The organism is Methylocaldum sp. GT1BB (genome assembly GCF_051027545.1).
GTDB lineage: Bacteria > Pseudomonadota > Gammaproteobacteria > Methylococcales > Methylococcaceae > Methylocaldum.
Map to the genome: position 1 here is coordinate 2,328,674 of NZ_CP194902.1, position 26,106 is coordinate 2,354,779.

At 52.7% G+C, this 26,106-nt stretch carries 26 protein-coding genes and 2 tRNA genes; 11 read left to right on the plus strand and 17 right to left on the minus strand.

The genetic code is table 11. The features are described 5' to 3' along the window. Nucleotides 1-47 precede the first annotated feature (47 nt). From ACR2TX_RS11740 to ACR2TX_RS11755, 4 genes are all read right to left on the minus strand, one after another. Entirely contained in the window at nucleotides 48-533 is a 486-nt protein-coding gene (locus ACR2TX_RS11740) for a phage holin family protein (RefSeq protein ID WP_077727949.1), read from the minus strand. Nucleotides 534-551: 18 nt separating this feature from the next. Further along, nucleotides 552-830, minus strand: a complete 279-nt coding sequence (locus ACR2TX_RS11745) for a DUF883 family protein (RefSeq protein ID WP_077727950.1) — start codon at nucleotides 828-830, stop codon at nucleotides 552-554. 496 nt (nucleotides 831-1,326) lie between these two features. Next, nucleotides 1,327-1,806 (minus strand): single-stranded DNA-binding protein, encoded by a 480-nt coding sequence (gene ssb / locus ACR2TX_RS11750; RefSeq protein ID WP_086133601.1) that lies wholly within the window; start codon nucleotides 1,804-1,806, stop codon nucleotides 1,327-1,329. A 140-nt stretch (nucleotides 1,807-1,946) separates the two neighbouring features. Further along, entirely contained in the window at nucleotides 1,947-3,308 is a 1,362-nt protein-coding gene (locus ACR2TX_RS11755; RefSeq protein WP_434132458.1) for an MFS transporter, read from the minus strand. A 101-nt stretch (nucleotides 3,309-3,409) separates the two neighbouring features. Here ACR2TX_RS11755 and uvrA point away from each other — a divergent pair, with 101 nt between their 5' ends. From uvrA to ACR2TX_RS11770, 3 genes are all read left to right on the plus strand, one after another. Next, nucleotides 3,410-6,298 carry an excinuclease ABC subunit UvrA gene (gene uvrA, locus ACR2TX_RS11760; RefSeq protein ID WP_077727952.1) on the plus strand — a complete coding sequence of 963 codons (2,889 nt, stop codon included), beginning with the start codon at nucleotides 3,410-3,412 and terminating at the stop codon, nucleotides 6,296-6,298. Nucleotides 6,299-6,655: 357 nt separating this feature from the next. Next, entirely contained in the window at nucleotides 6,656-7,357 is a 702-nt protein-coding gene (locus ACR2TX_RS11765; RefSeq protein ID WP_077727953.1) for a DUF2959 domain-containing protein, read from the plus strand. A 278-nt stretch (nucleotides 7,358-7,635) separates the two neighbouring features. Beyond that, complete coding sequence (locus tag ACR2TX_RS11770) at nucleotides 7,636-8,925, plus strand: porin (RefSeq protein ID WP_077727954.1); 1,290 nt, start codon at nucleotides 7,636-7,638, stop codon at nucleotides 8,923-8,925. 147 nt (nucleotides 8,926-9,072) lie between these two features. Here ACR2TX_RS11770 and ACR2TX_RS11775 read toward each other — a convergent pair whose 3' ends face one another. Further along, nucleotides 9,073-9,282, minus strand: a complete 210-nt coding sequence (locus tag ACR2TX_RS11775; protein ID WP_077727955.1) for a (2Fe-2S)-binding protein — start codon at nucleotides 9,280-9,282, stop codon at nucleotides 9,073-9,075. A gap of 125 nt (nucleotides 9,283-9,407) precedes the next feature. Continuing rightward, a complete protein-coding gene (gene bfr / locus ACR2TX_RS11780; RefSeq protein WP_077727956.1) occupies nucleotides 9,408-9,875 on the minus strand; it encodes a bacterioferritin in 468 nt (155 codons plus the stop codon). 112 nt (nucleotides 9,876-9,987) lie between these two features. Between bfr and ACR2TX_RS11785 the strand changes: the two genes are divergently transcribed. The 5 genes from ACR2TX_RS11785 to ACR2TX_RS11805 all read left to right on the plus strand — a co-directional run bounded on the left by ACR2TX_RS11785 (nucleotide 9,988) and on the right by ACR2TX_RS11805 (nucleotide 14,118). After that, entirely contained in the window at nucleotides 9,988-10,563 is a 576-nt protein-coding gene (locus tag ACR2TX_RS11785) for a YcxB family protein (RefSeq protein ID WP_434132257.1), read from the plus strand. A 53-nt stretch (nucleotides 10,564-10,616) separates the two neighbouring features. Further along, on the plus strand, nucleotides 10,617-12,506 hold the full coding sequence (locus tag ACR2TX_RS11790; RefSeq protein ID WP_077727958.1) for an ATP-binding cassette domain-containing protein: 1,890 nt from the start codon (nucleotides 10,617-10,619) through the stop codon (nucleotides 12,504-12,506). Nucleotides 12,507-12,537: 31 nt separating this feature from the next. Further along, the gene (locus ACR2TX_RS11795) at nucleotides 12,538-13,038 is read left to right on the plus strand and encodes a hypothetical protein (protein WP_077727959.1); all 501 of its coding nucleotides are present in this window, start codon (nucleotides 12,538-12,540) and stop codon (nucleotides 13,036-13,038) included. A 27-nt stretch (nucleotides 13,039-13,065) separates the two neighbouring features. Next, the gene (locus tag ACR2TX_RS11800) at nucleotides 13,066-13,503 is read left to right on the plus strand and encodes a universal stress protein (protein ID WP_077727960.1); all 438 of its coding nucleotides are present in this window, start codon (nucleotides 13,066-13,068) and stop codon (nucleotides 13,501-13,503) included. A 138-nt stretch (nucleotides 13,504-13,641) separates the two neighbouring features. After that, entirely contained in the window at nucleotides 13,642-14,118 is a 477-nt protein-coding gene (locus ACR2TX_RS11805; RefSeq protein ID WP_077728119.1) for a YbhB/YbcL family Raf kinase inhibitor-like protein, read from the plus strand. A 19-nt stretch (nucleotides 14,119-14,137) separates the two neighbouring features. On the opposite strand, the gene ACR2TX_RS11810 is transcribed toward ACR2TX_RS11805, so the two are convergent. The 7 genes from ACR2TX_RS11810 to ACR2TX_RS11840 form a co-directional block, all read right to left on the minus strand. Further along, on the minus strand, nucleotides 14,138-15,595 hold the full coding sequence (locus ACR2TX_RS11810) for a TrkH family potassium uptake protein (protein ID WP_077727961.1): 1,458 nt from the start codon (nucleotides 15,593-15,595) through the stop codon (nucleotides 14,138-14,140). 292 nt (nucleotides 15,596-15,887) lie between these two features. After that, nucleotides 15,888-15,975 (minus strand) — tRNA-Leu (locus ACR2TX_RS11815). A gap of 16 nt (nucleotides 15,976-15,991) precedes the next feature. Beyond that, entirely contained in the window at nucleotides 15,992-16,639 is a 648-nt protein-coding gene (locus ACR2TX_RS11820) for a response regulator (protein WP_077727962.1), read from the minus strand. A gap of 44 nt (nucleotides 16,640-16,683) precedes the next feature. Then, nucleotides 16,684-16,773 (minus strand) — tRNA-Ser (locus ACR2TX_RS11825). A gap of 57 nt (nucleotides 16,774-16,830) precedes the next feature. Then, the gene (dnaQ, locus tag ACR2TX_RS11830; RefSeq protein ID WP_077727963.1) at nucleotides 16,831-17,544 is read right to left on the minus strand and encodes a DNA polymerase III subunit epsilon; all 714 of its coding nucleotides are present in this window, start codon (nucleotides 17,542-17,544) and stop codon (nucleotides 16,831-16,833) included. Continuing rightward, on the minus strand, nucleotides 17,525-18,013 hold the full coding sequence (gene rnhA / locus ACR2TX_RS11835) for a ribonuclease HI (protein ID WP_240502355.1): 489 nt from the start codon (nucleotides 18,011-18,013) through the stop codon (nucleotides 17,525-17,527). Before rnhA ends, dnaQ begins: the two co-directional genes overlap by 20 nt. A gap of 8 nt (nucleotides 18,014-18,021) precedes the next feature. After that, complete coding sequence (locus ACR2TX_RS11840) at nucleotides 18,022-18,753, minus strand: methyltransferase domain-containing protein (RefSeq protein WP_133716952.1); 732 nt, start codon at nucleotides 18,751-18,753, stop codon at nucleotides 18,022-18,024. 59 nt (nucleotides 18,754-18,812) lie between these two features. Here ACR2TX_RS11840 and ACR2TX_RS11845 point away from each other — a divergent pair, with 59 nt between their 5' ends. Beyond that, entirely contained in the window at nucleotides 18,813-20,528 is a 1,716-nt protein-coding gene (locus ACR2TX_RS11845; protein ID WP_434132258.1) for a LysM peptidoglycan-binding domain-containing protein, read from the plus strand. A 42-nt stretch (nucleotides 20,529-20,570) separates the two neighbouring features. On the opposite strand, the gene ACR2TX_RS11850 is transcribed toward ACR2TX_RS11845, so the two are convergent. Continuing rightward, a complete protein-coding gene (locus ACR2TX_RS11850) occupies nucleotides 20,571-21,947 on the minus strand; it encodes a phenylacetate--CoA ligase family protein (protein ID WP_077727967.1) in 1,377 nt (458 codons plus the stop codon). A gap of 301 nt (nucleotides 21,948-22,248) precedes the next feature. Here ACR2TX_RS11850 and ACR2TX_RS11855 point away from each other — a divergent pair, with 301 nt between their 5' ends. Continuing rightward, nucleotides 22,249-23,031, plus strand: coding sequence for a S1C family serine protease (locus tag ACR2TX_RS11855; RefSeq protein ID WP_077727968.1), 783 nt, complete (start codon nucleotides 22,249-22,251; stop codon nucleotides 23,029-23,031). Between the two features lie 112 nt (nucleotides 23,032-23,143). After that, nucleotides 23,144-23,503 carry a ribosome silencing factor gene (rsfS, locus tag ACR2TX_RS11860; RefSeq protein WP_077727969.1) on the plus strand — a complete coding sequence of 120 codons (360 nt, stop codon included), beginning with the start codon at nucleotides 23,144-23,146 and terminating at the stop codon, nucleotides 23,501-23,503. A 249-nt stretch (nucleotides 23,504-23,752) separates the two neighbouring features. On the opposite strand, the gene ACR2TX_RS11865 is transcribed toward rsfS, so the two are convergent. The 3 genes from ACR2TX_RS11865 to ACR2TX_RS11875 form a co-directional block, all read right to left on the minus strand. Continuing rightward, on the minus strand, nucleotides 23,753-24,229 hold the full coding sequence (locus ACR2TX_RS11865) for a septal ring lytic transglycosylase RlpA family protein (RefSeq protein WP_077727970.1): 477 nt from the start codon (nucleotides 24,227-24,229) through the stop codon (nucleotides 23,753-23,755). Nucleotides 24,230-24,390: 161 nt separating this feature from the next. Beyond that, nucleotides 24,391-24,768, minus strand: coding sequence for a (2Fe-2S) ferredoxin domain-containing protein (locus tag ACR2TX_RS11870; protein WP_077727971.1), 378 nt, complete (start codon nucleotides 24,766-24,768; stop codon nucleotides 24,391-24,393). 319 nt (nucleotides 24,769-25,087) lie between these two features. Then, nucleotides 25,088-26,044: a transposase gene (locus tag ACR2TX_RS11875; protein ID WP_077727972.1), complete on the minus strand. Its 957-nt coding sequence runs from the start codon at nucleotides 26,042-26,044 to the stop codon at nucleotides 25,088-25,090. Between the last annotated feature and the right edge of the window lie 62 nt (nucleotides 26,045-26,106).

A 26,106-nucleotide genomic window follows, 5' to 3' on the forward strand; every position in this document is an offset into this window, starting at 1 on the left:
GTCTGAATAATCCGCCTGCCGCAGACAGTGTCGGCGGGCGGATTGGTTCAGTCTCTCGTAATACTACGAAATAAGCGTTGCCTTAGATGCGGGCTGGCGCCAAGAACCAGCCCCGCAACCAAGGCCGCGATCGCGATATCGCTGGTTCGAATATTGGCTGCACCGAGCGCATCAGTTACGGTAGCGCGCAGTGTGTCGGGAATGGCGGAGGGAGGCTGGGGCGCGGCCGCAAGGGAGGCTCTCGACGACGACGGCGGCAACGGCGCCGCTCTGCCCTGTTTGGTAAAAGATCGCGCAATAACCCATAACGCGATGAAAGCGATCACAATCATGGCGACGCCGACGATTACTCCGGCGACCCAAGGCTCCAGCATCGCCTCCAGCGATAAATAGACGCCAAGCAACGCGAAAACCAAGCCGCCGAATGCGGCCAATGTGGCGAAAATTGCCAGGGAGAGCAGTACCGCCGATCGGCTCAGCCCCTGCCAAAGCTTTGCTTTTTCCGCAGCGACGATGTCTGTGAATGATCGCATCACGGCAGCGGCCCGCCGTTAGCGACGGGTACCAAGCAACGTGCCGATTGCGAAGCCTGTGCCGAAGGCCACTAAGAGACTGGCCAAGGGGCGTGACTCTACATATTGCTCTACGCTTTCCTGGGCCGCCATCGCGTGGCCGCGAGCGCGTTCACCGACCTCCCGAGCTCTTGCGTAAGCGGTTCGTCCTTGCTCGACGCCCAAATCCTTCATCGCAGCCATCAAGTTGCCCATGTCGGCTTTGAGGGTGGCCAAGTCTTGCTTCAGATCTTTGGTGATGTCTTCCGTTGTTGCCATCGCTGACCTCCAGCTGTATCAGGGTTGTTTCGTTGCCGACCGAAGGGTGGTTTTGCTGCAACTTAATCCCTTCAAACACCGCCGGCATTTAGAAAAATCAACTACAGGCTCGATTCTTCCGCCGCAGCGCTGAGTGGTTTGTTGGCGTTTTACCGGCTTCGGAAAAACGGCAAGAGATAAGCCGGTCGACTTGCGGATATAGATCGTCTCATAACCGACCGGGTACCTGCGTTGGACCCGGAAATGAAGCCGAAAGTTGCTTTATTAACCCGGCCTATAAATATAGGTTGGGTTAATCCGGGGCAGGGATGCCCCGGCGCGGCGACAAGCCGCGTGAGCCCAGGCCGGGCGTGTACCGGGCCTGGGCGGCGGCCCGAAATACCAGGAGGGTATTTACGGGCCTGATCAATAAGATGGCGCGCGCGTTGTGGTTTTCTGTCTAACTTTATTTAGAAAACAAAAGCTTGAGGGCTTCTTCGGGATGGGCGAAGTTTCTTTAGAACGGAATATCGTCGTCGAAGTCGTCCATGCCGCCGAATCCGGGCTCCGGCTGCGGGGCTTGCTTCGAAGATCCCGAAGATGGCGGCGCATAACGATCGGATTCTCCGCGCCCGCCCGAGCCGGCCGAAGGACCACCGGCGCGGTCCAGCATCTGCATCTGATCGGCGATGATTTCGGTGGTATAGCGGTCTTGGCCGTTCTTGTCCTGCCATTTGCGCGTGCGCAGACTGCCCTCGATGTATACCTTGCTGCCTTTCTTCAAATATTCTCCGGCGATCTCGGCCAGCTTTCGGTAGCACACGACCTGGTGCCATTCGGTGCGTTCCTGTTGTTGGCCGGTCTGCTGGTCTTTCCATGTTTCGCTCGTGGCGAGCCGTAGACTGGTAACCGCGCCTCCGTTGGGCATGTAACGCACTTCCGGATCGGAACCTAGGTTGCCGATGAGTATGACTTTGTTGACGCCGCGAGTGGCCATATTAAGGTATCTCCGATCGATGATACGGTTGAGAATTTAAACAGATATTAGACTTGCCGCTATGGCTGAAGTTCTTAATTTTTAAGTAAAAATTACAGGTTTCGTCAGATTTCGAAAGACTGTCGGAAGCCTTGGCATGCTCATGCAGCGACTTCCTGCAACAATCCGCTCAGCGCCATGCGATCCAGCTTCTCTTTGTCGATTTTCAGGTAAGCCACGCCGTCTTCGGCCAGGACTACGGCTTCGGCAACTCCCGGCACTTGAAGCAATCGTCTGGACAAACTGGAAGCTTGGTCATGACTCAATCCGTTCACGTTAACCAGGAGGCTGCTCAAACCTCGGGGAGCTTTCATACCGATGGCAAATATAAACCATAGCAGAGCGACGGCGGCGCAGAACAGGAAGACATAAGGTATTCCGTAGCGGCCGTAAATCCAGCCGCCACCAGCTCCGCCCACGAAGGCGCCCAAAAATTGAGCCGTGGAATAAACGCCCATGGCAGTACCCTTGAGGTCGAGAGGAGCGGTCTTCGACACCAACGAAGGGAGGGTGGCTTCCAAAAGATTAAAGCCGGTGAAGAACAGGTAAAGAAGCCCGGATATGATCCAGAAATCGTGTTGAAGCCAAGTAAACCCTACGTCCGAAAGGACGATTAACGCGATGAAAGAGACGAATACCGCTTTCATCTTGCGTTTCTTCTCCGCGAGAATCACGAAAGGAACCATGCTGGCAAGGGCAAGTCCAAAGACGGGCAAATAGATGTGCCAGTGGTTGGCCGTTTCCATCTGTAGCGAATCGCGCAAAATCAGCGGAAGAACTACGAAAGTAGCGGTCAAGACGAGATGCAGACAGAAGATGCCTAGGTCTAACCGCAGAAGTTCGCGATTTGCCAGGACTGTCTTCAAAGATGCCGGACGCATTTCCGTATCCCGGTGAAAACGGCTCACGGCCGGCGTCGGCACAACGCTGTACAGCACCACGATACCGAGCAGAGCCAATGCCGTGATAATCCAGAAAAGACCGTGAAGCCCTACCCAGCCGGAGAGGACCGGGCCGATCACCATAGATAGCGCGAAGGACATCCCGATGCTGATGCCGATCAAGGCCATCGCTTTGGTGCGGTGTTCTTCGCGGGTAAGATCGGCGGCCAAGGCCATGATGACCCCGGCGACAGCGCCGGCCCCCTGTAGAGCCCGGCCGGCAATGATGCCGTAGATCGAATCGGACAGGGCGGCGAGCGCGCTGCCGGCGGCAAAGAGCAGCAAGCCGAGCACGATCAGGCGTTTCCGCCCATAGCGGTCGGACCAGAGGCCGAAGGGAATCTGAAAGATCGCTTGGGTCAAGCCGTAAGCGCTGATGGCGAATCCGACCAATTGCGGCGAAGCGTCCGGAAGCTCGCGGGCGAATACCGAGAGAACCGGCAGGATCAGGAACATGCCCAGCATTCTCAACATGTAAATAGCGGCCAGAGACAAGCTGGCGCGCACCTCGGCTCGGGTCATCGGAGTGTCGAGTTGCAAGGTCGGATTCAAGCAATATGCTCCTTTGCGAGTGGCGGGAATCGGCCTATAGTAACAGGTTCTGTTTTGCGCTTGAATTTTGCATGGACACGATTCAGATCCGTGGAGCCCGCACCCACAACCTCAAAAACATCGACCTAGACCTGCCCCGTGACAAGCTGATCGTCATCACGGGATTGTCCGGTTCCGGCAAGTCGTCGCTAGCGTTCGACACCATTTACGCCGAAGGGCAGCGACGCTATGTGGAGTCTCTTTCCGCTTACGCGCGGCAGTTTCTGTCGGTGATGGAAAAGCCCGACGTCGACCATATCGAGGGCTTGTCGCCGGCCATTTCCATCGAGCAGAAGTCGACTTCGCACAATCCCCGTTCGACCGTCGGCACCATCACCGAAATTTACGATTATCTCCGGCTCCTCTACGCCCGCGCCGGCATGCCCCGGTGTCCGGAGCACGGCATCTCGCTGGAGGCGCAGACCGTCAGCCAAATGGTGGACCACGTTCTCAGCCAGCCGGAGGACAGCCGCTGGATGCTGCTCGCCCCGGTGGTCAGCGAGCGCAAGGGAGAGCACGCTCAGGTGCTGGAGGACTTGCGCAGCCAAGGCTTCATCCGCGCCCGCATTGACGGCGAGATTTACGAGCTGGACGAGCCGCCCAAGCTCGACCTTCGCCGAAAGCACAGCATCGAAGTGGTGGTCGACCGGTTCAAGGTGAGGCCGGACCTGGCCGTGCGCCTCGCGGAATCGTTCGAGACGGCGCTACGGTTGGCCGAAGGTATCGCATTGGTAGTGTCCATGGACGATTCGGAAACCGAATTGGTCTATTCGGACAAATATGCCTGCCCGCATTGCGGCTACTCCCTGAGCGAACTGGAGCCGCGGATCTTTTCGTTCAACAATCCGAAGGGAGCATGCCCGAGCTGCGACGGGCTGGGCGTCAAACAGTTCTTCGATCCTCACCTGGTCGTCCAGAATCCGCAGTTGAGTCTGGCGGGCGGCGCCGTGCGGGGCTGGGACCGTCGAAACGCCTATTACTACCATTTGGTCCAGTCGCTGGCCGAGCACTACGGTTTCGATCCGGAACAGCCATTCGGTCACCTGTCGAAATCGGTTCAGGATATCGTTCTGTACGGCAGCGGAACCGAAACGATTCCATTCAAGGTTCTGACCGCGCGCGGCGATACGCTGGTCCATCGGCATGCTTTCGAGGGGATCATTCCGAACATGGAGCGGCGCTATCGCGAAACCGATTCGATGATGGTACGAGAAGAACTGTCCAAGTATCTTTCCAGCAAGCCTTGCCCTGAATGCGAGGGGACCCGCCTGAACCGTGCGGCGAGACATGTGTTCGTAGTCGATTCCTCTCTGCCGGAGCTGACCGCCTTACCAATCAGGCGCGTACTCGAATTTTTCGGCGAACTGACGCTCACCGGGCGGCGGGGTGAAGTGGCGGCCAAGATCGTCAAGGAAATCACCGCGCGTCTCCAGTTTCTGGTCAATGTCGGGCTCGATTACCTGACCCTGGCGCGCAGCGCCGATACCCTGTCGGGCGGCGAGGCCCAGCGGATTCGCTTGGCGAGCCAGGTCGGAGCCGGCTTGGTGGGCGTGATGTACGTCCTGGACGAACCGTCGATCGGCCTGCATCAGCGCGACAATCAGCGGCTGCTCGATACCTTGCTGCGTTTGCGCGACCTGGGCAATACCGTCATAGTCGTGGAGCACGACGAGGACGCCATCCGGATTGCCGATCATGTCGTGGATATCGGGCCGGGGGCGGGGGTTCACGGTGGTCGAATCGTGGCCGAGGGGACGCCAGAAGCGATCATGGCAAACGACGATTCCCTCACCGGCCAATATCTCTCCAACCGTCTCGAGATCGCCGTGCCGGAGCGGCGTATTCCGCCCGATCCGGAGCGCGTGCTCCGGATCCGGAATGCCCGCGGCAACAATCTGAAGGGTATCGACGTTTCGTTTCCCGTGGGGCTTTTTACCTGTGTGACCGGCGTTTCGGGGTCCGGCAAATCCACTCTGATCAACGATACGCTGTTCCGCTTCGCGGCTCGCGAACTCAACGGTGCCGCCGCGATGCCGGCATCAAGCGACGGCATCGACGGACTGGAGCATTTCGACAAGGTGGTGGACATCGATCAAAGCCCTATCGGCCGCACGCCGAGGTCCAACCCCGCGACCTACACCGGGTTGTTCACGCCGATCCGGGAACTCTTCGCGGCGACCCCGGAGGCGCGGTCACGCGGCTATTCGCCGGGGCGGTTCAGTTTCAACGTCAAGGGCGGGCGATGCGAGGCTTGCGCCGGCGACGGCGTGATCAAGGTGGAGATGCACTTCCTGCCCGATATTTTCGTCCATTGCGATGTTTGCAAGGGAAAACGCTATAACCGAGAAACGCTGGAAATCCGCTACAAGGGCAAGACGATAAACGAAGTCTTGGAAATGACGGTGGAAGAAGCCAGTCAGTTCTTTTCCGCGATTCCGGCCGTTGCCCGAAAGCTCGATACTCTGATGGAGGTGGGGTTGAGCTACATCAGCTTGGGCCAGAACGCGGTGACGCTTTCCGGCGGCGAAGCTCAGCGGGTCAAACTGGCCCGCGAGTTATCGAAGCGGGACACCGGCAAAACGCTCTATATTCTGGATGAGCCGACGACCGGACTGCATTTTCACGACATTCGGCAACTTCTGGGCGTTCTGCATCAATTGCGCGATCACGGCAACACGGTGATCGTGATTGAACACAATCTGGACGTGATCAAAACCGCCGACTGGCTGGTCGACTTGGGACCGGAAGGCGGTGAAGGCGGTGGTTTAATCGTGGCGGAAGGCACCCCTGAACAGGTTGCCGAAAACAGGGCTTCCTATACCGGGGCATTCTTGAAGAAAATCTTATCGAAGTCGGTACCGCCGAACCGAGCGTTTGGCGAAGCGGTTCACAAAATCAGTCGGAAGACTGTGCGGCCGTGACCGTAGCGACAACATCAGGAGAGTTATTTATCGTAGGTGATGAGGTGGAGGCGGTGGTAGCTTGCGGATCAGAGGCGATTAGCCAGAAGATGATTAGACCTAGCGCCAGGGCTGTTACAACAACCATATGCTTTTCGCTAAGTGCTTTCACTTAATATCTCCCTTTGTATGATGAAACTCCGTTGCGAAGCTTATTGAGTTTGCGTTACGGCAACGTGACGTGGATCTTACGCAAAGTTGTTCAAGACCTCTGTAAGTGAAAAATGATAACGCTGTCACCATGAGCTTACAAACGGTTTTATACGGATTTTAAAATGGCTGTCGTTGGCTTTTCTCGAAAAACAAGCAGTGTGCGTTATGAATAAGTCCTCCAATACGAATCCAATTAGTTTTGCCGTGGTATGTCGTCAGCTCTTGGGTCCTTTGACCCGGTATTTGATATCAAAATGTCAAAAGGTCTATTTTCGCGCCGTGGAGTCGACGGGGCATCATAAGCGAGACATCCTCGTCAGTCGTGTGGAGAATGCGCGGGACAGTTTGGAAGAAGCCAAGGAGCAATTTCAAAGTGCGCTGGATAAGTTCAGCGCACTTACGGACTTTCAGGGTGGCGAGCTCGAAGACTTATATCGACAGATTAAAGTCGAGTTCGATTACAGTAAAGCCAAGGCTCTAGCAGTCAAAGACCGGATTGCGGCGGTGCAGGACGTGGCCGAGGCTCTTTTTGCAGAATGGGAGGATGAGTTGGAGCTGTACACCAACCGCAGCCTTCGAAGCAGCAGTCGGCAAAAGCTTAAGCTCACTCAGCAGCATTACGGACAACTGATTTCCGCGATGCGTCGAGCCGAGGGCAAAATCGAGCCAGTACTGAGCGTATTCCAAGATCAGGTGTTGTTTTTGAAGCATAACCTCAATGCAAAAGCGGTTGCGTCGCTGGAACATGAATTGGCAGCGATGACCGTTGGGGTTGCCGGGTTGATCACAGCCATGGAGCGTTCCATAAACCGAGCGAATGATTTCGTGTATTCGCTGAACGGTCAAAAAGCACTCCCTGCCAGTTGAACCGTTGTTTAGTGCCGAGCAGCTCGTTTCAGAAAAATTCTGATCGACTTTCTTGATACACCGGTGCTAGCTTTGCGGATGCCTTCAAGTCATCTTGATGGCCGATTGTGTCAATTGCAACAAAGTGTTGTTTTGGTGCAATTAGCCGTAAGAGCGCACCAAACAGGTGCAAAATCTTACTGATGCGTTACTTAAGTAACTGAGGGCACATTATTTTCGCCTTGGTATGGACTTTGCCTTAAGACTATCGTTCTAGAAAACATAAGAGAAAAAGCGATATGTATAAGAATTCATCCAAGATCCGAATGGGGCGTGTGGCTTTAGGCGTTCTTGCAGCGGTTTTCGCTGCCTCCGTTGGGGCTGAGGAAGCGAGCGAGCCCACCGGGTTGCTCGGCTATATGGGCGCCGATGTCAACGATACCCAATTCATGAAAAACTTGGGGCTGCAATTTGGTGGATGGATTAACGCCGGTATCACTTACAACGCGAATGAGCCCGCCGGAAGATTTAACGGGCCGGTGACGTTCAATGACCGTGCCTCCGAATTTCAACTGAATCAGCTTTACTTTTATCTGCAGCGTGCCGTCAATACAGAGGGCGATTCCTGGGATTTCGGCGGACGCTTCGACTTTATGTTCGGCACCGACGCCCAATTTACACAGGCTTACGGTTCGCCCCGCGGACATTGGGATCTCCGTCTGATGAACGAGGAGCGCTTCTATGACATCGCGCTGCCACAGGCCTACTTTGAAATATTCGCGCCTTTCGGTAACGGCATCACTGCGAAGATTGGGCATTTTTACACCATCATCGGCAACGAAGTGGTGACGGCACCGGATAATTTCTTCTACTCGCATGCTTATACGATGCAGTTCGGAGAACCCTTTACCCACACAGGCGTGTTATTAAGCTATCCGATTGATCAGAACTGGACGATAACGGCGGGGGGCGTGACCGGCAGCGAAACCGCCGGTTGGGATGGTGCCTGGGACAAAGGTCTTGGTAATTGGGCATTTCTCGGTGGCGTGACTTGGGCCAGCGATGACAAGGGCAGTTCTGTAGCATTTAGCGCCACCAGCGGTGAGATTTCCGAGCAAGACGCAAACAATTGGAGCATGTACAGCTTAGTGATAAAGCACGACATCATGGAAGGCCTACACTACACCTTCCAGCATGATCATGGATGGGCAAATAGCGTCGTCGGGGCGACCGATCGGTCTGGCAGTAATGGGACCGATGCAGAATGGTATGGGATCAATCAATACCTCACCTACGATATTTCAGACGATCTTGCTGTCGGGCTGCGCGCTGAATGGTTCCGCGATGACGACGGCTTCCGCGTGGTTTCGCCTGCGCGGACATTGGGGGCGCTTCCAGCATCAAGTTATTATGCATTCACGGCCGGTTTGAACTGGAAGCCGGTGAATTGGCTGATGGTGCGTCCGAACGTTCGGTACGATTGGGCTGATAAGGCAGACGCGTACGACAATGCTGGTGGAGCGGCAAGCTTTGCCGGTAAGAAGAGCGATCAATTCCTCTTTTCCGCCGACGTGGTCATAACGTTCTAATATATCTTGGGAATTTCGTCGTGAAGGACAGGGACGTCCTCCTTCCGTACTTCTGCCTTTCACTCCGAAGAACACTCCGTTCTAACGGGGTCGACCGTTAGCCTTCTAAAGCTCAAGCGGCCCGCTGCTATCCGGAGCGGATAAAGCTTATGCGGCCTTGCGCGGGTTATGGTCTGATACCGTTTTTTCGTGCTGCAAGCATTGGCGGATAAGCTGTTTGGCCTGAACCGCACACTTGCCGCACTGATCGCACGCACCTAATTTGGAGCGCAGACTGCGCATGCTTGTCACGTCCTGTTCCTGAACGGCCTTTCGGATTTGTCCGTCGGTGACTTTCTTGCAGATACAGATGTACATAACAAGACCAGATGAAAAAACCTGATCTAAATACTAGTACAACTGATAATTATTATCAAATAAGATTTGATTTGAACTGTCTTGCCCATAGGTGGGCGAGTGATAGGGCAGGCTGGATGTGTAGATTACATCTGTGTTTGCAGGTAGTTCTGTAGTCCGATTTTTTCGATGAGGCCGAGCTGAATCTCCAGCCAATAGGCGTGGTCCTCTTCTGTGTCCTTGAGAAGCGTCAGAAGGATATCCCGCGTAACGTAATCGCCGACGCTTTCACAAAACGCCATCGCTTCTTTGAGTTCGTCGATTACTTTGTATTCTAAAGTCAGGTCATTCTTGAGCATGCCTGGAACATCCTGACCGATCTGCAGTGCGTTGCGCTTGCTGAGATCCGGCACACCTTCGAGGAATAGAATTCGGTTGATCAATCGGTCGGCATGGGACTGTTCTTCCTGCAATTCGTGATGAATGCGTTCATACAGTCGGTTAAATCCCCAATCCTTATACATCCGGGAGTGAATTAAATACTGATCGATGGAAGTCAGCTCGCCGATCAGCAAATGGTTTAAGCGCGCGATAACATCGGCATTGCCTTTCATTTTGTTCTCCGTTGTGCAGCACCAAATCCCGCTTCGGATTAGACAAGCCCACCGAAGTGAGTAAATTGAAACAGAATTACGTATACTAGTCACCCTTTAGCGCTCCGGGGATGTGCTGCCGGTTCGTCGGCGGCGCAGGGTGTTAGACAATTTCTGTGATAGACGCATGACCCAAATAGAATACGAAGTCCGCGAACAGGATCTGGTTGCCTTCAACGAACATCAATTGCAGAACTCCGCGAGTTGGCAGAAAACCTTGCGTCGTCACCAGGCGATCTTCCCCGGTATCATGGCGCTCATCGCGCTGTTCTTGTGGTTTTACTATCAGGATACGCTTTCCGCGATCTACGTAGGTGTGATCGCTGCATTATGGGGCATTTTGACCCCCCTCTATTTCAAGGGAAGCCTGCGCAGACAGATCCGGAAACTGTACTCGGATGAAGAAAGAGCTTGCATCCTCGGTACATATACCTTGCGGGCCGAGCCGCATGTTTTGGTAGAGGTCAACCGGAACGGCGAGTCTCGGATGAAATGGGCCGATATTCTTCGCGTCGAGATGACCAAAAAATACGCCTTTCTTTTCGTAGGCATTGACACGGCTCTGATCATCCCCCGTGCTACCGTCAAAAAAGGGGACCTCCATGAGTTTGTCAAAGAAGCCGACCGGCGAATCGAGCAGGCTGCTTAATTCCGCGCTGCCTTTCCGGCTAATGACCGGTGCCGGCTTGGCACCCCATTGGCATGCTTAATTTCAAATCGGTCGCGTTAAGGCGAGGCCAGCGTCTTCTGTTTGACGAGGCTTCCTTCACCATCCATAGCGGTGAGAAGGTCGGTATCACTGGCGCGAACGGAGCCGGTAAATCCAGTTTGTTTCGTCTGGTTCTGGGCGAGATTCATGTCGATGCCGGCGAAATTTCGATGCCGCCGAATTTGGATATCGCCCATGTGGCCCAAGAAACCCCGGCTAGCGATCAGAACGCCTTGGACTATGTCATGGACGGTGATCGCGAATTGCGTCTCATCCAGGCCGGTCTTCACGACGCGGAGAAAAGCGGCGATGGTGAGAAGCTGGCACTGCTCCATTCTCGCCTAGACGCGATCGGAGGTTATGAAGCCAAGGCGCGCGCCGCCAAACTGATGTCCGGTCTCGGGTTTTCGCCGGGCGATGAGGCCAAGCCGGTAAATCGGTTTTCTGGCGGATGGCGAATGCGCCTCAACCTCGCGCAAGCGCTGATGTGTCGGTCGGATATGCTGCTTCTCGACGAACCGACCAATCACCTTGACTTGGATGCCGTGATTTGGCTTCAAGAGTGGCTGTCCCGATATGCCGGTACTCTGCTTTTGATTTCTCATGATCGGGATTTTCTTGATGATATCGTCGATCATGTGCTTCATATCGAGAACCAAAAGGTTACGCTGTATTCCGGAAACTATTCGGCATTCGAGGCGAGACGAGCGGAACTCTTGGGGCAACAACAAGCGGCCTATGAAAGACAGCAGCGCGAAGTCGCGCGTATTCAGTCGTTCGTAGATCGATTTCGTGCGCAAGCTACCAAGGCGCGCCAGGTGCAAAGCCGCCTCAAGGCGTTGAGCAAGCTGGAATTGATTGCCGCGGCGCATGTCGACTCGCCTTTCAAATTTTCTTTTCTGCCGCCGGATAAGCTGCCTTCGCCTTTGTTGAAGCTGGATGAGGCTGGCGTGGGGTACGGTTCGACGCCTATCTTAAGCGGCGTTAATCTGACGTTGAATCCGGGCGAGCGGATAGGCCTTTTAGGCACAAATGGCGCAGGCAAATCCACCCTGATCAAATTATTGGCCGGTGTTTTGAGCCCAAGCTGCGGAGAGCGTTTGGAAGCGCAAGACCTGAGGGTCGGTTATTTTGCACAACACCAGCTCGAACAGTTGCGGGTCGATGAAAGTCCCCTTAAGCATTTGCAGCGACTTGATCCAAATGCGGCAGAAAAGGATTTGCGCAATTTTCTTGCCGGTTTTGGTTTTTGCGGCGACCAGGCGTTGGCCGCAGTCGCGCCGTTTTCCGGTGGCGAGCGTGCCCGGCTTGCATTGGCTCTTTTGATTTATCAGAAGCCGAATCTTTTGTTGCTGGACGAGCCCACCAACCATCTCGATCTGAACGCACGTGACGCGCTTACGCTGGCCTTGCAGGATTATCAGGGAGCGATGGTGCTCGTTTCTCACGATCGCCATTTGCTCCGAACGGCTGCCGACGATTTCTGGTTAGTCGCCGACGGAAAGGCTGAGAAATTCGCTGGTGACTTGGATGATTACAGGCAGTGGCTGAGCAATCGACGTGCCATATCGCAAGCTTCGGCCGAAAGCAAGGCGGCACCGTCCCGCAAAGATCAACGGCGCCTGGATGCGGAGCGGCGGCGTGCGTTGAGACCCTTTCAGCAGGCGCTGGAACGGGCTGAAGCCTCTTTGGAGAAATTGACGTTCGAAAAGCGGCGTCTCGAAGAGCGGCTGGCAGATCCTGCGCTGTACGAGGGTGACTCGAAGGCGGACTTACAGTCTTTGCTCCTTGAAAAAGCTGAAATTGACCGCCTACTGGTGGAAACCGAGTCCGCCTGGTTGGAGGCAAGTGAGGTGTTGGAATCGGTCTCGGGTGAAACTTGAGCGAGTTCGAATTTGCTGCCGAAGTGTAAACATGCCGCTGATAAAGCTGTTTCTCGATATCTGTTTTTTTAAGAAAGGACCTCGGGATGTTCCTGCGTCGAGCTTGCTGTTAGGGCTCGCGGTTCTCGCCTACTTGATCGTAGGTGTCGTGCTGCTCGGATTGGAACGCGATTGGAGCGGAGCGGTCGTCGAGGCCGTGGTTGAAGCTTTAATGCTGTTCGGCTTTCTTTATATGGCACTCTATCTGAGCCAGGGGATTCCCCGCCTGCAACAAACGGCGACCGCTTTATACGCATGTGATGCTTTGATCAGCACAGCCGCTGTTCCGCTCCTTGCCTGGCTGCTGGTGACACCGGAAGCCAAAGGGGTTTACATTTTTCTGACGCTTCTGATGCTTTGGCACTTGGCGGTAATTGGGCATATTTTGCGACATGCTTTGGCCATTTCATTCTTTTTCGGCTTGGGGTTGGCTTTCGGGTACGTAGTCGTAAGCTATCAAGTTATGATGATCCTGTTTGGTCGAACCATGTGAGCGCAAGCAGAGAATAGGAGACTGGTGATGACGTACCGGCAGATTTTATTGGCAGCCGATTTTTCCGAGCACGGGGAACAGGTGATCCAGCAGGCTCAGGATTTGGCGAAAAAGTACGACGCCAGACTTAGCATTATCCATGTCGTGGAAAATATGCCGGTCATGGATTCGTCTTATGGGCCGATTGTGCCGTTCGACATCGATCTGACAGATCAGATGATGGATGCGGCGCGGAAGCGTTTGGCAGAGATCGCCGATCGTTTGGCTATCCCTCAAGACAATCGCTGGGTTGAAATCGGAAGTCCCAAGGTGGAGATTATCCGCATTGCCAAGGAGCTGCAGGCAGATCTAATTGTCATCGGATCGCATGGCAGGCACGGCATCAGTCTGTTGCTCGGTTCTACGGCCGCCAGCGTGATTCACCATGCTGAGTGCGACGTTCTGGCTGTTCGTCTCCGGGGTTAGATTTTGATTTCTCATTGATTGACAAGGAGGTCAAGGATTATGAATTTGTTTAATCGCTGGATGTGGTTGCTGCTGGGTGGTGCGCTGCTAATCGCCAGTGATGCAGTCATTTCAGAGGAGTTTAAAGGAGGGCAGGGCATGTCCATGAAGATCGAATCGTCAGCATTTATGCATAACGGCGATATGCCACAGCGCTTCACTTGTGACGGTCAAGACGTGTCGCCGCCGTTGTCCTGGTCCGGGATTCCCGAGGGCGCGAAAAGCTTGGTGTTGATTGTGGACGATCCCGATGCACCGGATCCGAAGGCGCCGAAGATGACATGGGTCCACTGGGTGCTCTACAACATTCCGACAAGCTCGAGCGGTTTATCGGAGGGAATTTCGTCGCAGTCTTTGCCCGCCGACACTGCCGAAGGAGTCAACGATTGGAAGCGGACGGGCTATGGCGGGCCATGCCCGCCAGTAGGGCGGCATCGGTATTTCCATAAGCTTTACGCACTCGATACTGTTTTGTCTGGACTGCATAAGCCCACGAAAGCCCAGCTCGAAAAAGCCATGCAAGGACATGTTTTGGCGCAGGCCGAGTTGATCGGCGTTTATCAGCGTATTAAATGATACTGGCCGACGAATCTTCTTATTTTTTCCAGTATGCCGGCGTAAACAAAATCAGCGCCGTAAAAACCTCAATGCGGCCGAGAAACATGGCCAGGGTACAGGTCCATGTCTGGAAATCCGTTAGCCCCGCGAAATTGCCGGCTGGCCCTACCTGGTTTAGTCCGGGACCCATGTTGTTGATGCAGGCAATGATGGCGGAAAAGGACGAGACGAAATCTAGGCCACTGATGACCAGCAACAAGGTCAGAATCACGACGCTCATGAAATAGACGAAGATGAATCCGAGTACCGCGAGAATAATATTCGATGGAATGACCATGTTGCCAAGCTTGAGGGGGTTCACGGTCGTGGGATGCGTCAGTATGAGCATCTGCAGCTGACTTTGCTTGACCAGAATTAGGGTTCTCATCATTTTGATGCCGCCACCGGTGGAGCCGGTGCAGGCTGAGACGGAGCTCAAGAAGAGCATCCATAGCGGCGCAAATAATGGCCATTGGTTGAAGTCGACGCTGGCGTAGCCACAATCGGTAGCTGCGGAGACCAGATTGAAGCTCGTGTGTCGAAAGGCTGTCCAATAGTCAGCATAAGTACCCTGCTGCCAAAGATAGAAAGCGACACCCACGCAGCTGGCGATAATCAGGATCAGAAAAGGCGCCACCTCGATATCATGCTTGTAAGGGGCAAAGGTCCTGCTATGGATCGCCAGGAAGTGCGTGGCAAAATTGATTCCCGCGAGCAGCATGAAAATGGTGAGGACGCCCTCGATTTGCGGCGAATCGAAATAGCCTATGCTGGCATCGTGTGTTGAAAACCCGCCTAGCCCCATGGCGGAAAAGGCATGACAGATTGCGTCCAGCCAGTTCATCCCAGCTAGTTTGAGCGATCCGATACAGATGACGGTAATGCCGGCATAAACCAGCCAGAGGTTTTTGGCTGTCTCGGTAATGCGAGGAGTGAGTTTGCTCTCCTTCATGGGGCCTGGGGTCTCGGCCATAAACAACTGCCGTCCGCCGACACCGAGTACCGGCAGAATTGCGACAACTAAAACGATGATTCCCATGCCTCCCAGCCATTGAAGTTCGTGTCGCCATAAGTTGATGGCCGGAGGCAATTCATCCAAACCAGTCAGGATTGTTGCGCCGCTCGTTGTGAGCCCGGACATGGCTTCGAAATAGGCGTCGGTGAATGACAAATCCTTGAGGTAGGACATCAGAGGAAAGGTCGCGAACGCCGCCATTCCCGTCCAGGCGAGCACCACGAGCAAGAACCCATCCTTGGCTTTCAATTCGCGCTGGAATTTTCTCGTCGTGAGCCATAAAAGTCCGCCGGCGGCTAGAGTGAGCAGCATGTCTTCGATAAACAACGAAACCGTCCCGTCACGGTAACTTAACGAGGTCAGGATAGGTAACGCGTAAGTCACGCTGAAAACCATCAGCATTAGGCCGAAAACTCTAGCGAGGGATAAGAATCGATTCATCTGACAAGAACCCTATAACATCAAACCAAAGGGTCACTAAAAGAAACTCTCGACCCGCGGTCGAAAGAGCGAGGAATTGCGCTTGTCTGCAATCGATTCCACCTTAGATATCGCTAGATTGACCCTGAAACATACCTCGATTGGCTGTTTCGTTGAAAGGCGGGAGTTTTGGTGTAAAGCTGACTGAAGGGAGTCAGCCATGGCTGGCGATTGTGTGGAGTATCGTAGAGCCGTTGATGATGGATTGAGTCGATAGATACAGCATGAGTCAGCCGTTCACGGAAAGCGGGTTTGGTGCCTCGGGCCGGAATCGAACCGGCACGCCGGGTTAGGGCGCGGGATTTTAAGTCCCGTGTGTCTACCTATTCCACCACCGAGGCAAATAGACTTGAATCCTCATCGGAGGGGAGTGTCGCTGATAAGGTCGTATCTTGTCGCTAACCGAGTCAGCTCTACGTCGTTCTTGACAGACAGTTTGTCATACGCCCGATACCGGTATGTATTGACCGTTTTGGGGCTTATCGTCAGCATGTCCGCCATGTCCTGAATCGACCGGCCTTGAAGTGTCATGATGACGACTTGCAGTTCGCGGTACGATAGATCGTTAAACGGCGACGAGGATTGATCGGCCAGTTTGGCCAAGGCCATTTTACTGGCAACGTCCTGACTAAGATATCGTTTGCCCTCGGATACCGTCCGAATAGCATTGATCAACTCGCTGATAGGACAGCTCTTCGAAACATAGCCGTGAGCGCCCAAATTTAGGAGTTGGTGCGGGAATGGTCCATCAGCATACACACTCAAAGCCACAATTTTCACCAGTGGATGTTTTTGACTGATCTTTCGGCATGCTTCAATCCCGCCTATACCCGGCATATTGATATCCATAACGATCAAGTCGGGACTCAGCCGGTCAGCTTGCTCGATGGCCTCTTCGCCCGAGCACGCTATACCGATTACCTTCATGTCCTCGGCTTCGTTCAGTAAGTGCTCGATGCCCGCTCGAACCAGTTCATGATCATCTACCAGGAGAATGCCGATCATAACGTCAATGGCTAAAACTGGACTAGAGCGCTTACCTTAGAATATGGCGGAGAGGGAGGGATTCGAACCCCCGGACGGGATCAACCGTCAACGGTTTTCAAGACCGCCGCTTTAAACCGCTCAGCCACCTCTCCTCGATTCATCAAACATTCTCCTATAAGGATAACGTATAAGCCTCTTCGGTTCTATCTTTACGCTTTCCAGAGACATTTCCCGTTGCTTGCCTTATCGATAGCATCAAGTCTGGCGGCATGCGCTTGGAGTTCCGTTTCGCTGCAACGGATTATTTTAAGCTGAGGGCGATTTATTGAGAGGGTCAATTTTGGCGTTTGCTGTAATTTGTCCGTACCCTCATCTGTCGATTCCGGCTCCAATACCAGTAAAGTCTGGCCACCGGTCATGGCGAGATAGACTTCGGCTAGGATCTCGGCATCGAGTAGAGCGCCGTGCAGTTCTCTGTGTCGATTGTCTACACCATATCGTTTGCACAATGCGTCCAGATTGTTGCGCTGTCCGGGATGTTTCTTTTTGGCGAGCACCAACGTATCCAGAACGGTGCAATATTCCGCCACGCTGGCAAAGCCGCTGGATAGCAATTGCAGTTCATGGTTGAGAAAGCCCACATCGAACGGAGCATTGTGGATAACCAGTTCAGCGCCTTTGATATAAGCCAAAAGGTCCTCGGCGATATCGGCAAAGCGAGGTTTATCGGCTAGAAATTCGGCGCTCAGTCCATGTACCTCAACGGCTCCTGGATCAATGTTCCGCTCTGGATTCAGATAGACGTGAAAGCGATTTCCTGTCAGCCTGCGACTGATGAGTTCCACGCAGCCGATTTCAATGATGCGGTGCCCTTCTGCAGGGTCGAGCCCAGTTGTTTCAGTATCAAGTACGACTTGTCGCATGAATTGTTTTCGCCTGTTCTGGCGCTGTAGGTTCTAACAGTTCGTCTATCCCTCGGTTGGCAAGTGCGTCGGCGCGCTCATTCTCGATATGCCCAGTGTGTCCCTTTATCCATTTCCACTCGACGCTATGGTCTTGTTGAGCGGCTACGAGACGCTGCCAAAGATCGACGTTCTTGACCGACTTCTTTGCTGATGTTTTCCACCCTCGTCGGATCCAGTCCGGTAACCACTCGGAAATGCCCTTGAGAACATAAAGAGAATCCGTCGTTATGCAGACCTTGCTGGGTCTTTTCAAGGCTTCCAATCCTTTGATTGCCGCCATGAGCTCCATGCGGTTATTCGTAGTGTTGGGCTCTGCTCCGTAGAGCTCCATCTCTTTGCTTTTGTACTTCAACACTACGCCCCACCCTCCGGGTCCCGGATTGCCGCGGCAAGCGCCATCCGTGTAGATGTTAACTGTGTTAGTCACGGTGCCTCTTACTGTAAAGTTTCGAGCATGTGGCTGGGCACTAAACCCGGTGCGCTGACCCATTTTGGCGTGATTGGTATCAACGTGTAAGTTCTTTTAACCGCTTTTATGCCGAATGCGAATGACAGATTAGCGCGAGATTTGCTGAAAAATGAGTTGGGTTTTTGTATCACTTTGGACGACGCAATGCTGAATGCCGCACTGTATTCAGCATCGAATTTTAGAAGGCTCAACCAGTCTAACAAGCGGTAGCAGCTGATAAAGTTGAGCTGCCAAAATGATGAGCGTCGCGGAAGATATTGAAGGATGCCGTGCACGCTCCAGGGATTAAAGCCAAGGACGAAGAGTCTGCCATTAGGTTTTAGCACGCGTTCAACCTCGTGTAAGACTTCGTGCTTGTTGATTTCGAAGTCGATGACATGAGGCAAAATTAAGATATCTATGCTTGCGGTCGCGACGGGTAGTGCGTTTGGATACCCCGTGATTACCTGTTTGGTATAAGGCTCGCCCCGATGCTCAGCGCTAACAAGGACGAAGTTATGAATAAATATTTCATCAATATATAAATTCTCGCATCCTAGTAAGCCGACTTGTAAAATTTTTTGATTGTAAGTAGGATTCAGCGAACTTTGGAGGTAGGATGCCTCGATGGTTTGTAGTATTTGCCCTAGGGTTGTGGCGTGATACCACTCCAGAAATACCTGGCGAGGGTGAGGCGACGGTGTGCGTTTGGTTTTCATTGACTAAACTGCTGGTATGCCGCTATAAATCACCCGAATAGAACTCTGAGGTAGACACGATGAGACGGCCAAAACGCGATGTAAAGTTGCTCTGTTATGCATCAGCTTTTGCCTTGTCTCTAAGTGCCTGTACGCATCACGCCGGGAAGACGAAGACGGACAACAGTTTTACCGACAATTCTCAATCGGCGTCAACGCCGAACAGCAAAAATTCCCGCGTCTTTCATATCTCTAAGAATACCAGCCGCTGGTTTAGGAAAAAGGACAAAGCCTCTACCGGTCGTCATAATGGCAAGAGCCTGGCCGAATATGACAGTTTGTGGGATCGATTGTTCGATTCGTACAATTTGCCGCCTGTTGAGCACGAGGAAATAGATCGTGAACTCGAATGGTTCGTCAATCATCCGACCTACGTGGATCGTGTACAGAAAAGGGCCGAACCTTTTCTCTATTCTATCGTGAAGCAGTTCGAAAAGAATGATATTCCAGGCGAGTTGGCGCTTTTGCCTGTCATCGAGAGTGCATTCCAGCCTGATGCAGTGTCTCCGGCTAAAGCCGCGGGCCTATGGCAATTCATTCCTTCTACCGGGCGGCTTTACGGCTTAAAACAGAGCCGTTCATATGATGGTCGACGTGATGTGTACGCATCAACTCGAGCGGCGATCAAATATTTGAAGAAACTTCATTCCGATTTTAATGGCGATTGGTTGCTTGCAATAGCGGCTTACAATTGTGGTGAGGGTGCAGTTGCCAGAGCCATTCAGAAGAACGAGGCCAGAAATAAGCCTACCGATTTCTGGTCGTTGGATTTGCCGGGAGAAACACGCACCTATGTCCCGCGTCTCTTGGCTGTTGCGAAGTTATTCGCGGAGGCTGAACAGTACGGCATTGACTTACATCACATTCCCAACGAAGCCTTGTTTAAGCCGGTAAAGATAAGCACGCAACTGGACCTGGCGCTCGCGGCTGATGCGGCCGATATCTCCTTGGACAAGCTTTACGAGTTGAACCCCGGTTTTAAGCGCCAATACGCCGACATCGAAGGCAGTTATAGGTTGTTTATCCCTGCCGACAAGAAAATCAGCGAATTTAAGCAAGAGTTGGAACGGCTGGCGCAACAAAGCCAACCTCTAGATGGGGGGCGCCCATCGATCGCTGACGAGCTGATCGCTGCGCGGGACTCGAAATTGGCAAATGCTGACGTTGCTTGGGAATCCGGCAGGGCACATGGCAGTTACGCCGAAAAGAACGGTAAGTTCCAGAAGGTGCGAAAAGGCAAATTAGAAGAAAAAGCACGCCGTGGTCGGGGCGTCGTATCTTTTGCGTCCAAGCCTTCTGGCAAAGTAATCGGGAAAATCAGAGGCGGGGACAGTGTTGCGGCAGTTTCCGCAAAAGGAAAATCTGCTGAGTCTCTAAATAAACGGTCGACTTATACCGTTCAGTCGGGTGACACGCTTTGGTCTATCGCAAGGAAACATTCCGTTGATGTTGAGCAGTTAGCTAAGTGGAATGGTGTATCGGCAAAGACTGGCGTCAAGGCTGGCCAAAATTTAGTGCTTTGGAACAAGGACGCCGCCAAGAAGCTGGCAATCGCTAGTTCTGGGATTAAGTCTTCGCAGTCGATTAGTTATACCATTCGGCAAGGCGATACGCTGTTTTCCATCTCGAAACGATTTAAAGTCAGTGTGGCTGACTTGCGCAAGTGGAATGGTTCTAAGATCGAGAAACACATTCAGCCGGGCACAAGTATCATGGTCCAGGTCGAGAGGGACTAGCAAAAATATCTTGGTTTTGTAAGAGTGCCCTCAAAGTGGAGATCAGGATCGGATCTCCAGCTTTTCCGGCAACGGCACATGGCTGGTAACGTAACGGTATTTTCCTGAAGCCTCCGGCGGTAGGTTATCCACCGTATTGACCTCTACCCGTACGTCTCGTCCCATCCTGCTCTGCAGCTGTTTCACGATTTCATCCTTTGCGCTCTCGTGCCAGATGGGGCTTGGAACGACCATAACATCAAGTTGAGTTGTTGATGGTTGAATAATCTTGAATTCGTGAACCCCTTCGATTGCACGTAGCACATAGATGACCGCCAGGGCGTGCATGATCGTTCCATCGGGGCGAACTACGAAATCGGTGGTTCTGCCCATGATCTCCGAGATCACATGTAAGCCACGACCTACGTTGCACAATTCGTCGGTTTGTCGTGCCATATCGCCGGTGCGGTAACGGATAAACGGTTGAGCCTCCGAACATAGGTTTGTGACAACAACTTCTCCAATTTCACCGGGGGCGACGGGCATCCCGTTATCGTCCAAAATCTCGACAATGAGGCTTTCGCTGTTAACCAGCATTTGGCCTTGCGGCGATTCGAGCGCAATCAACCCACCGTCGCGGCATCCATATTCATTCGATACAGGTTTATCGAAGACTTCCTCGATTAACGCTCTCTGTTCAGGAAATAGGGGCTCTCCGGTGGTGCACACAACTTTGAGGCGTGACAACTTCGGGACCCTGTTCCGGCTCTTTGCGTAGGATGCCAAGAGACTCAAACTACTCGCGTAGCCATAGATGCAGGCGGGATTAAATGATTGAATTATTTTGAGATAATCGCTCATCCTGCTCTCCGACATCTCAAAGGCATTCAGAAGCAATTGATTAAAGAGTCGATCCCTTATTTTTTTAACAAGATCTGTTTTATTGAGTTCTACAGGCGCCCCCCATAAAAACACTTCGGGTTCACCAACTTCTATCTTCCACCATCGGCGTGCGCGCATGCGCGAGGCGGCATCAGCAGCTTGCCGCTTTCTGCCGAAATAAAAGATCAACGGTTGGCCACTTGACCCTCCTGTATTGTAGCGATGCGCGCCTCCCGGAACGTTTTTCCAAACTATGCGATCTCTGTTAACGGACGCGTCCGCCTTGTTCATTGTCGGCAAGCGGCGAAGATCGTCGAAGGTTAGGTCGCGACTGGCGGTTAAGTCGAGGCCCGACGCACGGATTCGTTCCGCATGCCAAGGGCTATGATCATCGGCTATGTGCAACAAGGCCAGCAATTTCTCCATCTGCATCCTTTCGACCGCTTCACGCGAAAGCCACTGTGTTTTTTCCAATTCGGCTAGATAGGTAAACGTGGGGCGGCTTACCATCCGTTCATGAACAGGGTAGACCAACCATTTGACGAGGTTTGGATGCATCGTAGAAGAGTGCTGTATAGGAGTAATTATTAGTGTGGACTGCCGATTGCTTGCGAATCGCGTCCAAATGCCCTAAGTGTATAAACACGTTTGGCCTAAAAGTCTCGTGGCCCACCGGATTGCCACGAGAGGTTATTCCGCGTAGGAGCGATTCTTGTAAACCAGGCCAGAGTGAATGGCAAGCTCTTCTTTTCTCACTAAGCGCATTGACGAATAGTGCCTAATCATAATAGAAACAGAACCTGAGCCGATCGATTCATCGGATAATTGTTAGTGGCGAATTCTTTCCTTACAGATTTGAATGCGACTCAAGAATTTGTGTCTAGCCGGTATCGGAATTTTCAGTACAAGCTTAGGCTTTAGCGCCAAAATTCATGCCGACGAACTGCCCGATATAATAGAAAAGATTAAACCGGCCATCGTCGGGATCGGAACTTATCAAAGAACGCGAACCCCGCCGGCGATCTTCCGGGGGACTGGTTTCGCGATTAGCGACGGCTTGCACATCTTGACGAACGCACATGTTCTTCCGGAAGCGACTGACAGATCAAAATTCGAAATGTTGGCTGTTTTCACTCGCGACGGCGAAAAGCAAAGCGTGCGACAGGCTATTGAAATTGCAACGGATGAGTCTCATGACATTGCTGTGCTAAGAATCGGCGGGTCGCCTTTGCCATTTATGCGATTAGGAGACTCGAGTAAGGTTCGGGAGGGAGAGTCATACGCCTTTACGGGATACCCGATCGGCATGGTTCTGGGACTTAATCCGGCTACACATCGAGGAATCGTTTCTGCCATAAGTCCCATCGCGATCCCGGCACATACGTCGCAGCGGCTGAACCCCAAAATCATCCGTCGACTTTCCGAGCCCTACGATGTTTTTCAGCTCGATGCGACGGCTTACCCGGGAAACAGCGGGAGTCCGCTGTACGATGTCAAAAGCGGCAGCGTTGTTGGGATAATTAACAAGGTCTTTGTCCAGGAGACGAAAGAGAATCTTCTTGAGCGGCCGAGTGGAATTAGCTATGCAATCCCGATTCGCTACGCCGTGAGCTTATTGAACGAGAATGGCATAAAACGGTAGAGACTCTAAGGTCGTGGGGCGCGTTCAAGGGAGATTTTCGCGGCATTTTCCGGTCCTAGAGAATGACAAATGACGATAATTCAATTGGGAGAAAATCCTTTTGCATAGACACATGACTACAGATCAATTGTTGCAGGTTGTATTGCTGGCTTTAGATGATGGCAAGGGTAAGGACATTAAAGTAATAGACGTTCGGAAAAAAACCGGCATTGCAGATTTTATGGTAATCGCTAGCGGTACTTCGGAACGGCACGTGAAATCACTGGCTGAGCACGTGATTGACGAGGCGAAAAATAACGAGGTCCAGCCGCTCGGCGTCGAAGGGCAGGGTGGTGGCGAGTGGGTCTTGGTGGACCTGGGGGATGTGATCGTCCATGTGATGAAGCCTCAAACGCGAGAGTTTTATCAGCTCGAGAAATTCTGGCAGGCTGATTATTCGCCGCTTTATGCAGTGGCCAGTGCGGCGCATTGAACGACTTCGATGTGGTCGTTTCGCCTGTTGAGAGATGTCATGAAGTAAGCAGATGACGAGGGGGAAATCAGTGGGATTACCGGTTTACCTCGTTCTGGGCTCGATTTTCAGACCCGTTTTGATACGGTTCGGGTGCATTGCCGTTTGTGCATTGTGCGGCGAAAGGGGACAGTGACCGTTTGAGATCACTAGGACGACGTTTTTTCGAAGATGTCGATCGCAAGCTTTCGAAGCGTTGAGAAAGAGGATCTAATCAAGCGCCATCACCTCTACCCGAGCCGTTCCTTTTATGCCAAGTGCTTTGGCGGCGGCATGGGACAGATCGATTAGTCTACTCGTGATGAATGGTCCACGATCATTGACGATCACCTCCACTGATCGTTTGTTTGTTAGATTGGTCACTCGCACCCGTGAAGGCAAGGGAAGTGTGCGATGCGCGGCGGTTAGTGCGTTGGGGTTGAAGCGTGATCCCATAGCTGTCCGATGCCCAGATTCCCATCCATACCAGGATGCCACTCCTTTGGCTTTATAGCCTCTGGCGCTTTTCAACGGGTAATACGTTTTTCCTTTTACCCGATACGGTTGGTTATAGCTCTGTTTTCGGGGGTGTCGCTCGGTGGTCGCAATATTTTTCTCGGATTTGAAAGGCCGATAATCCGATTGTGTGGCGCACCCCGGCAAAAGCATGGCTCCCAGCAAAAACCATCCGATCTTTGATGCCGTCATTCCAATTTGTCTCATTGTTATAGTTCTAATTTTCAAGTCCACGTCTCTATATGCTATAGAAGTTCTCGATATCGCATGGCTACCGGCATAGGCTGATTACTGCGTAGCCGGTCTGACATCGTAGGCATTGACACTCATCGGCGCCGCCAGCCTAATAGAATTTAGTCTTCAGCTTGCCGCATGGCAAACGCATACTCGGTTACCGGCTTTCCGCCGATGAGATGTTCTTGAATGATTCGCTCGAGAACTTCTGGCGTACAGGAGTGGTACCAAACGCCCTCCGGATAGACAACTGCAATCGGCCCATGACGGCACACCCGCAGACAATTGGCCTTGGTACGCTGGATTCCGGCCGAGCCGGTCAGCTTTAACTCATCCAGTCGGCGCTTTAAATATTCCCAGGATTCAAGCCCCTCTTCTTTGCGGCAACACTTTGGCTTGGTCTGATCACAGCAGAGAAAGATGTGTCGCTTGGTTGCGGAGATCGCTAGGACTTGAGCGATAGTACGCAAGTTTTTATCGATGTCGCTTTCAGTCATTCGTTTCTTGGCTTAAAGAGATCGCAAAAAAAAGCCGTCGCAGCTATTGATTTATATCACGCATCCGGTCCATGTTGCGGATACCTTGCCTGTGTGCGCGTTTTTCTGAGTGTAATTGTCAACAAAATTTACGGCCTTATGGCTTTGTTTTAATTCACAATTTTGTCAAAAACCACTGATTCATTTGACGTTAAGAGCCTGTTGGCTTCGGTTTTCATTCTGAGTGTGTCAAGAATTTTTACATATTAAGAGCAGTGCGTAACGCCAGAAGCGTGGGATGAAAATTTACATGGCCTGCGAACCGGCAAAATATGAAGGGTCAGGCTTTGTTAATTTTGTTAATGGCCAAAAGATTCATCAATCGTTTGGCTTCCGCTGCCAATTCGGATTCTTGCTTTATGCGCTCCCGTAAGCGACTGACCGCCGTGCTCAAGGTCGATATATCGCGGTTGAGGAAGTTGCCGACCTCAGTCAAGGTGGCAGCGCCGAGTTCCAATGCTAAGTACGCGATCAGCGCACGAGCCGCGGCGCCCGCTCGGCCACGGTCTGCACCGCTGATTTGATCCAAATCCATCTTGCGAGCCGCACAGACTACGCTAATGATCGATTCAAGTTTAATTTGTGCTCGTGATGCCTTATCGGACTGCCTTAGCGCATTCTCGGCGAAATATTCATCCCCGAGTATGCGCCCCTCCACCGTGCCTCTATGGAAATCTTCCCGATGACCCTCGTCCAATCCTCCCGCGATGAAACGTGCGTAACGCTCCCGTGCTGTCGCCACATCTTGAGCCAACTGGGAATAGATCCACTCTGTCGTAAGCCAGCTAACGCGATCTAGGTCGAGGTAAGCTCGATGTCCGCTCCAATGATACTCGGCAGGATCGTGGACTAAATTTGCCCGGACTGGATTGAGATGGATATAGCGAACAAGTTCGAGCAGATAAGCATCGGCATCGATCAGGATCGCCTTGAATCGGCCCTGGAACAGATGGCCGATCCGGTTTTCGCGCTTGTTGATCCACCGCGTATAACGAAAAGCCAGGTGTTGCATGGTTTTTGAAAGCGACACATCGCCAATTTGAACCGCCAAGTGGACATGGTTCGGCATCCAGCAGTAGGCGTGAATACGGTGACCGAAACGGGAGACGCCCTCGCCAACCAATTCCTCGAAAACGTCTCTGTCCTCATCGTGAAAAAAGATAGGCTGTCCGGCATTGCCGCGGAGCATGACGTGATAGACAGCGCCGGGGATGTGGATGCGGGGTTTTCTGGCCATGAAGCTAAGCCTTATCGAAAACTACGGTAACAATAGCATGCAAACCAAATAATAAAAGCCTG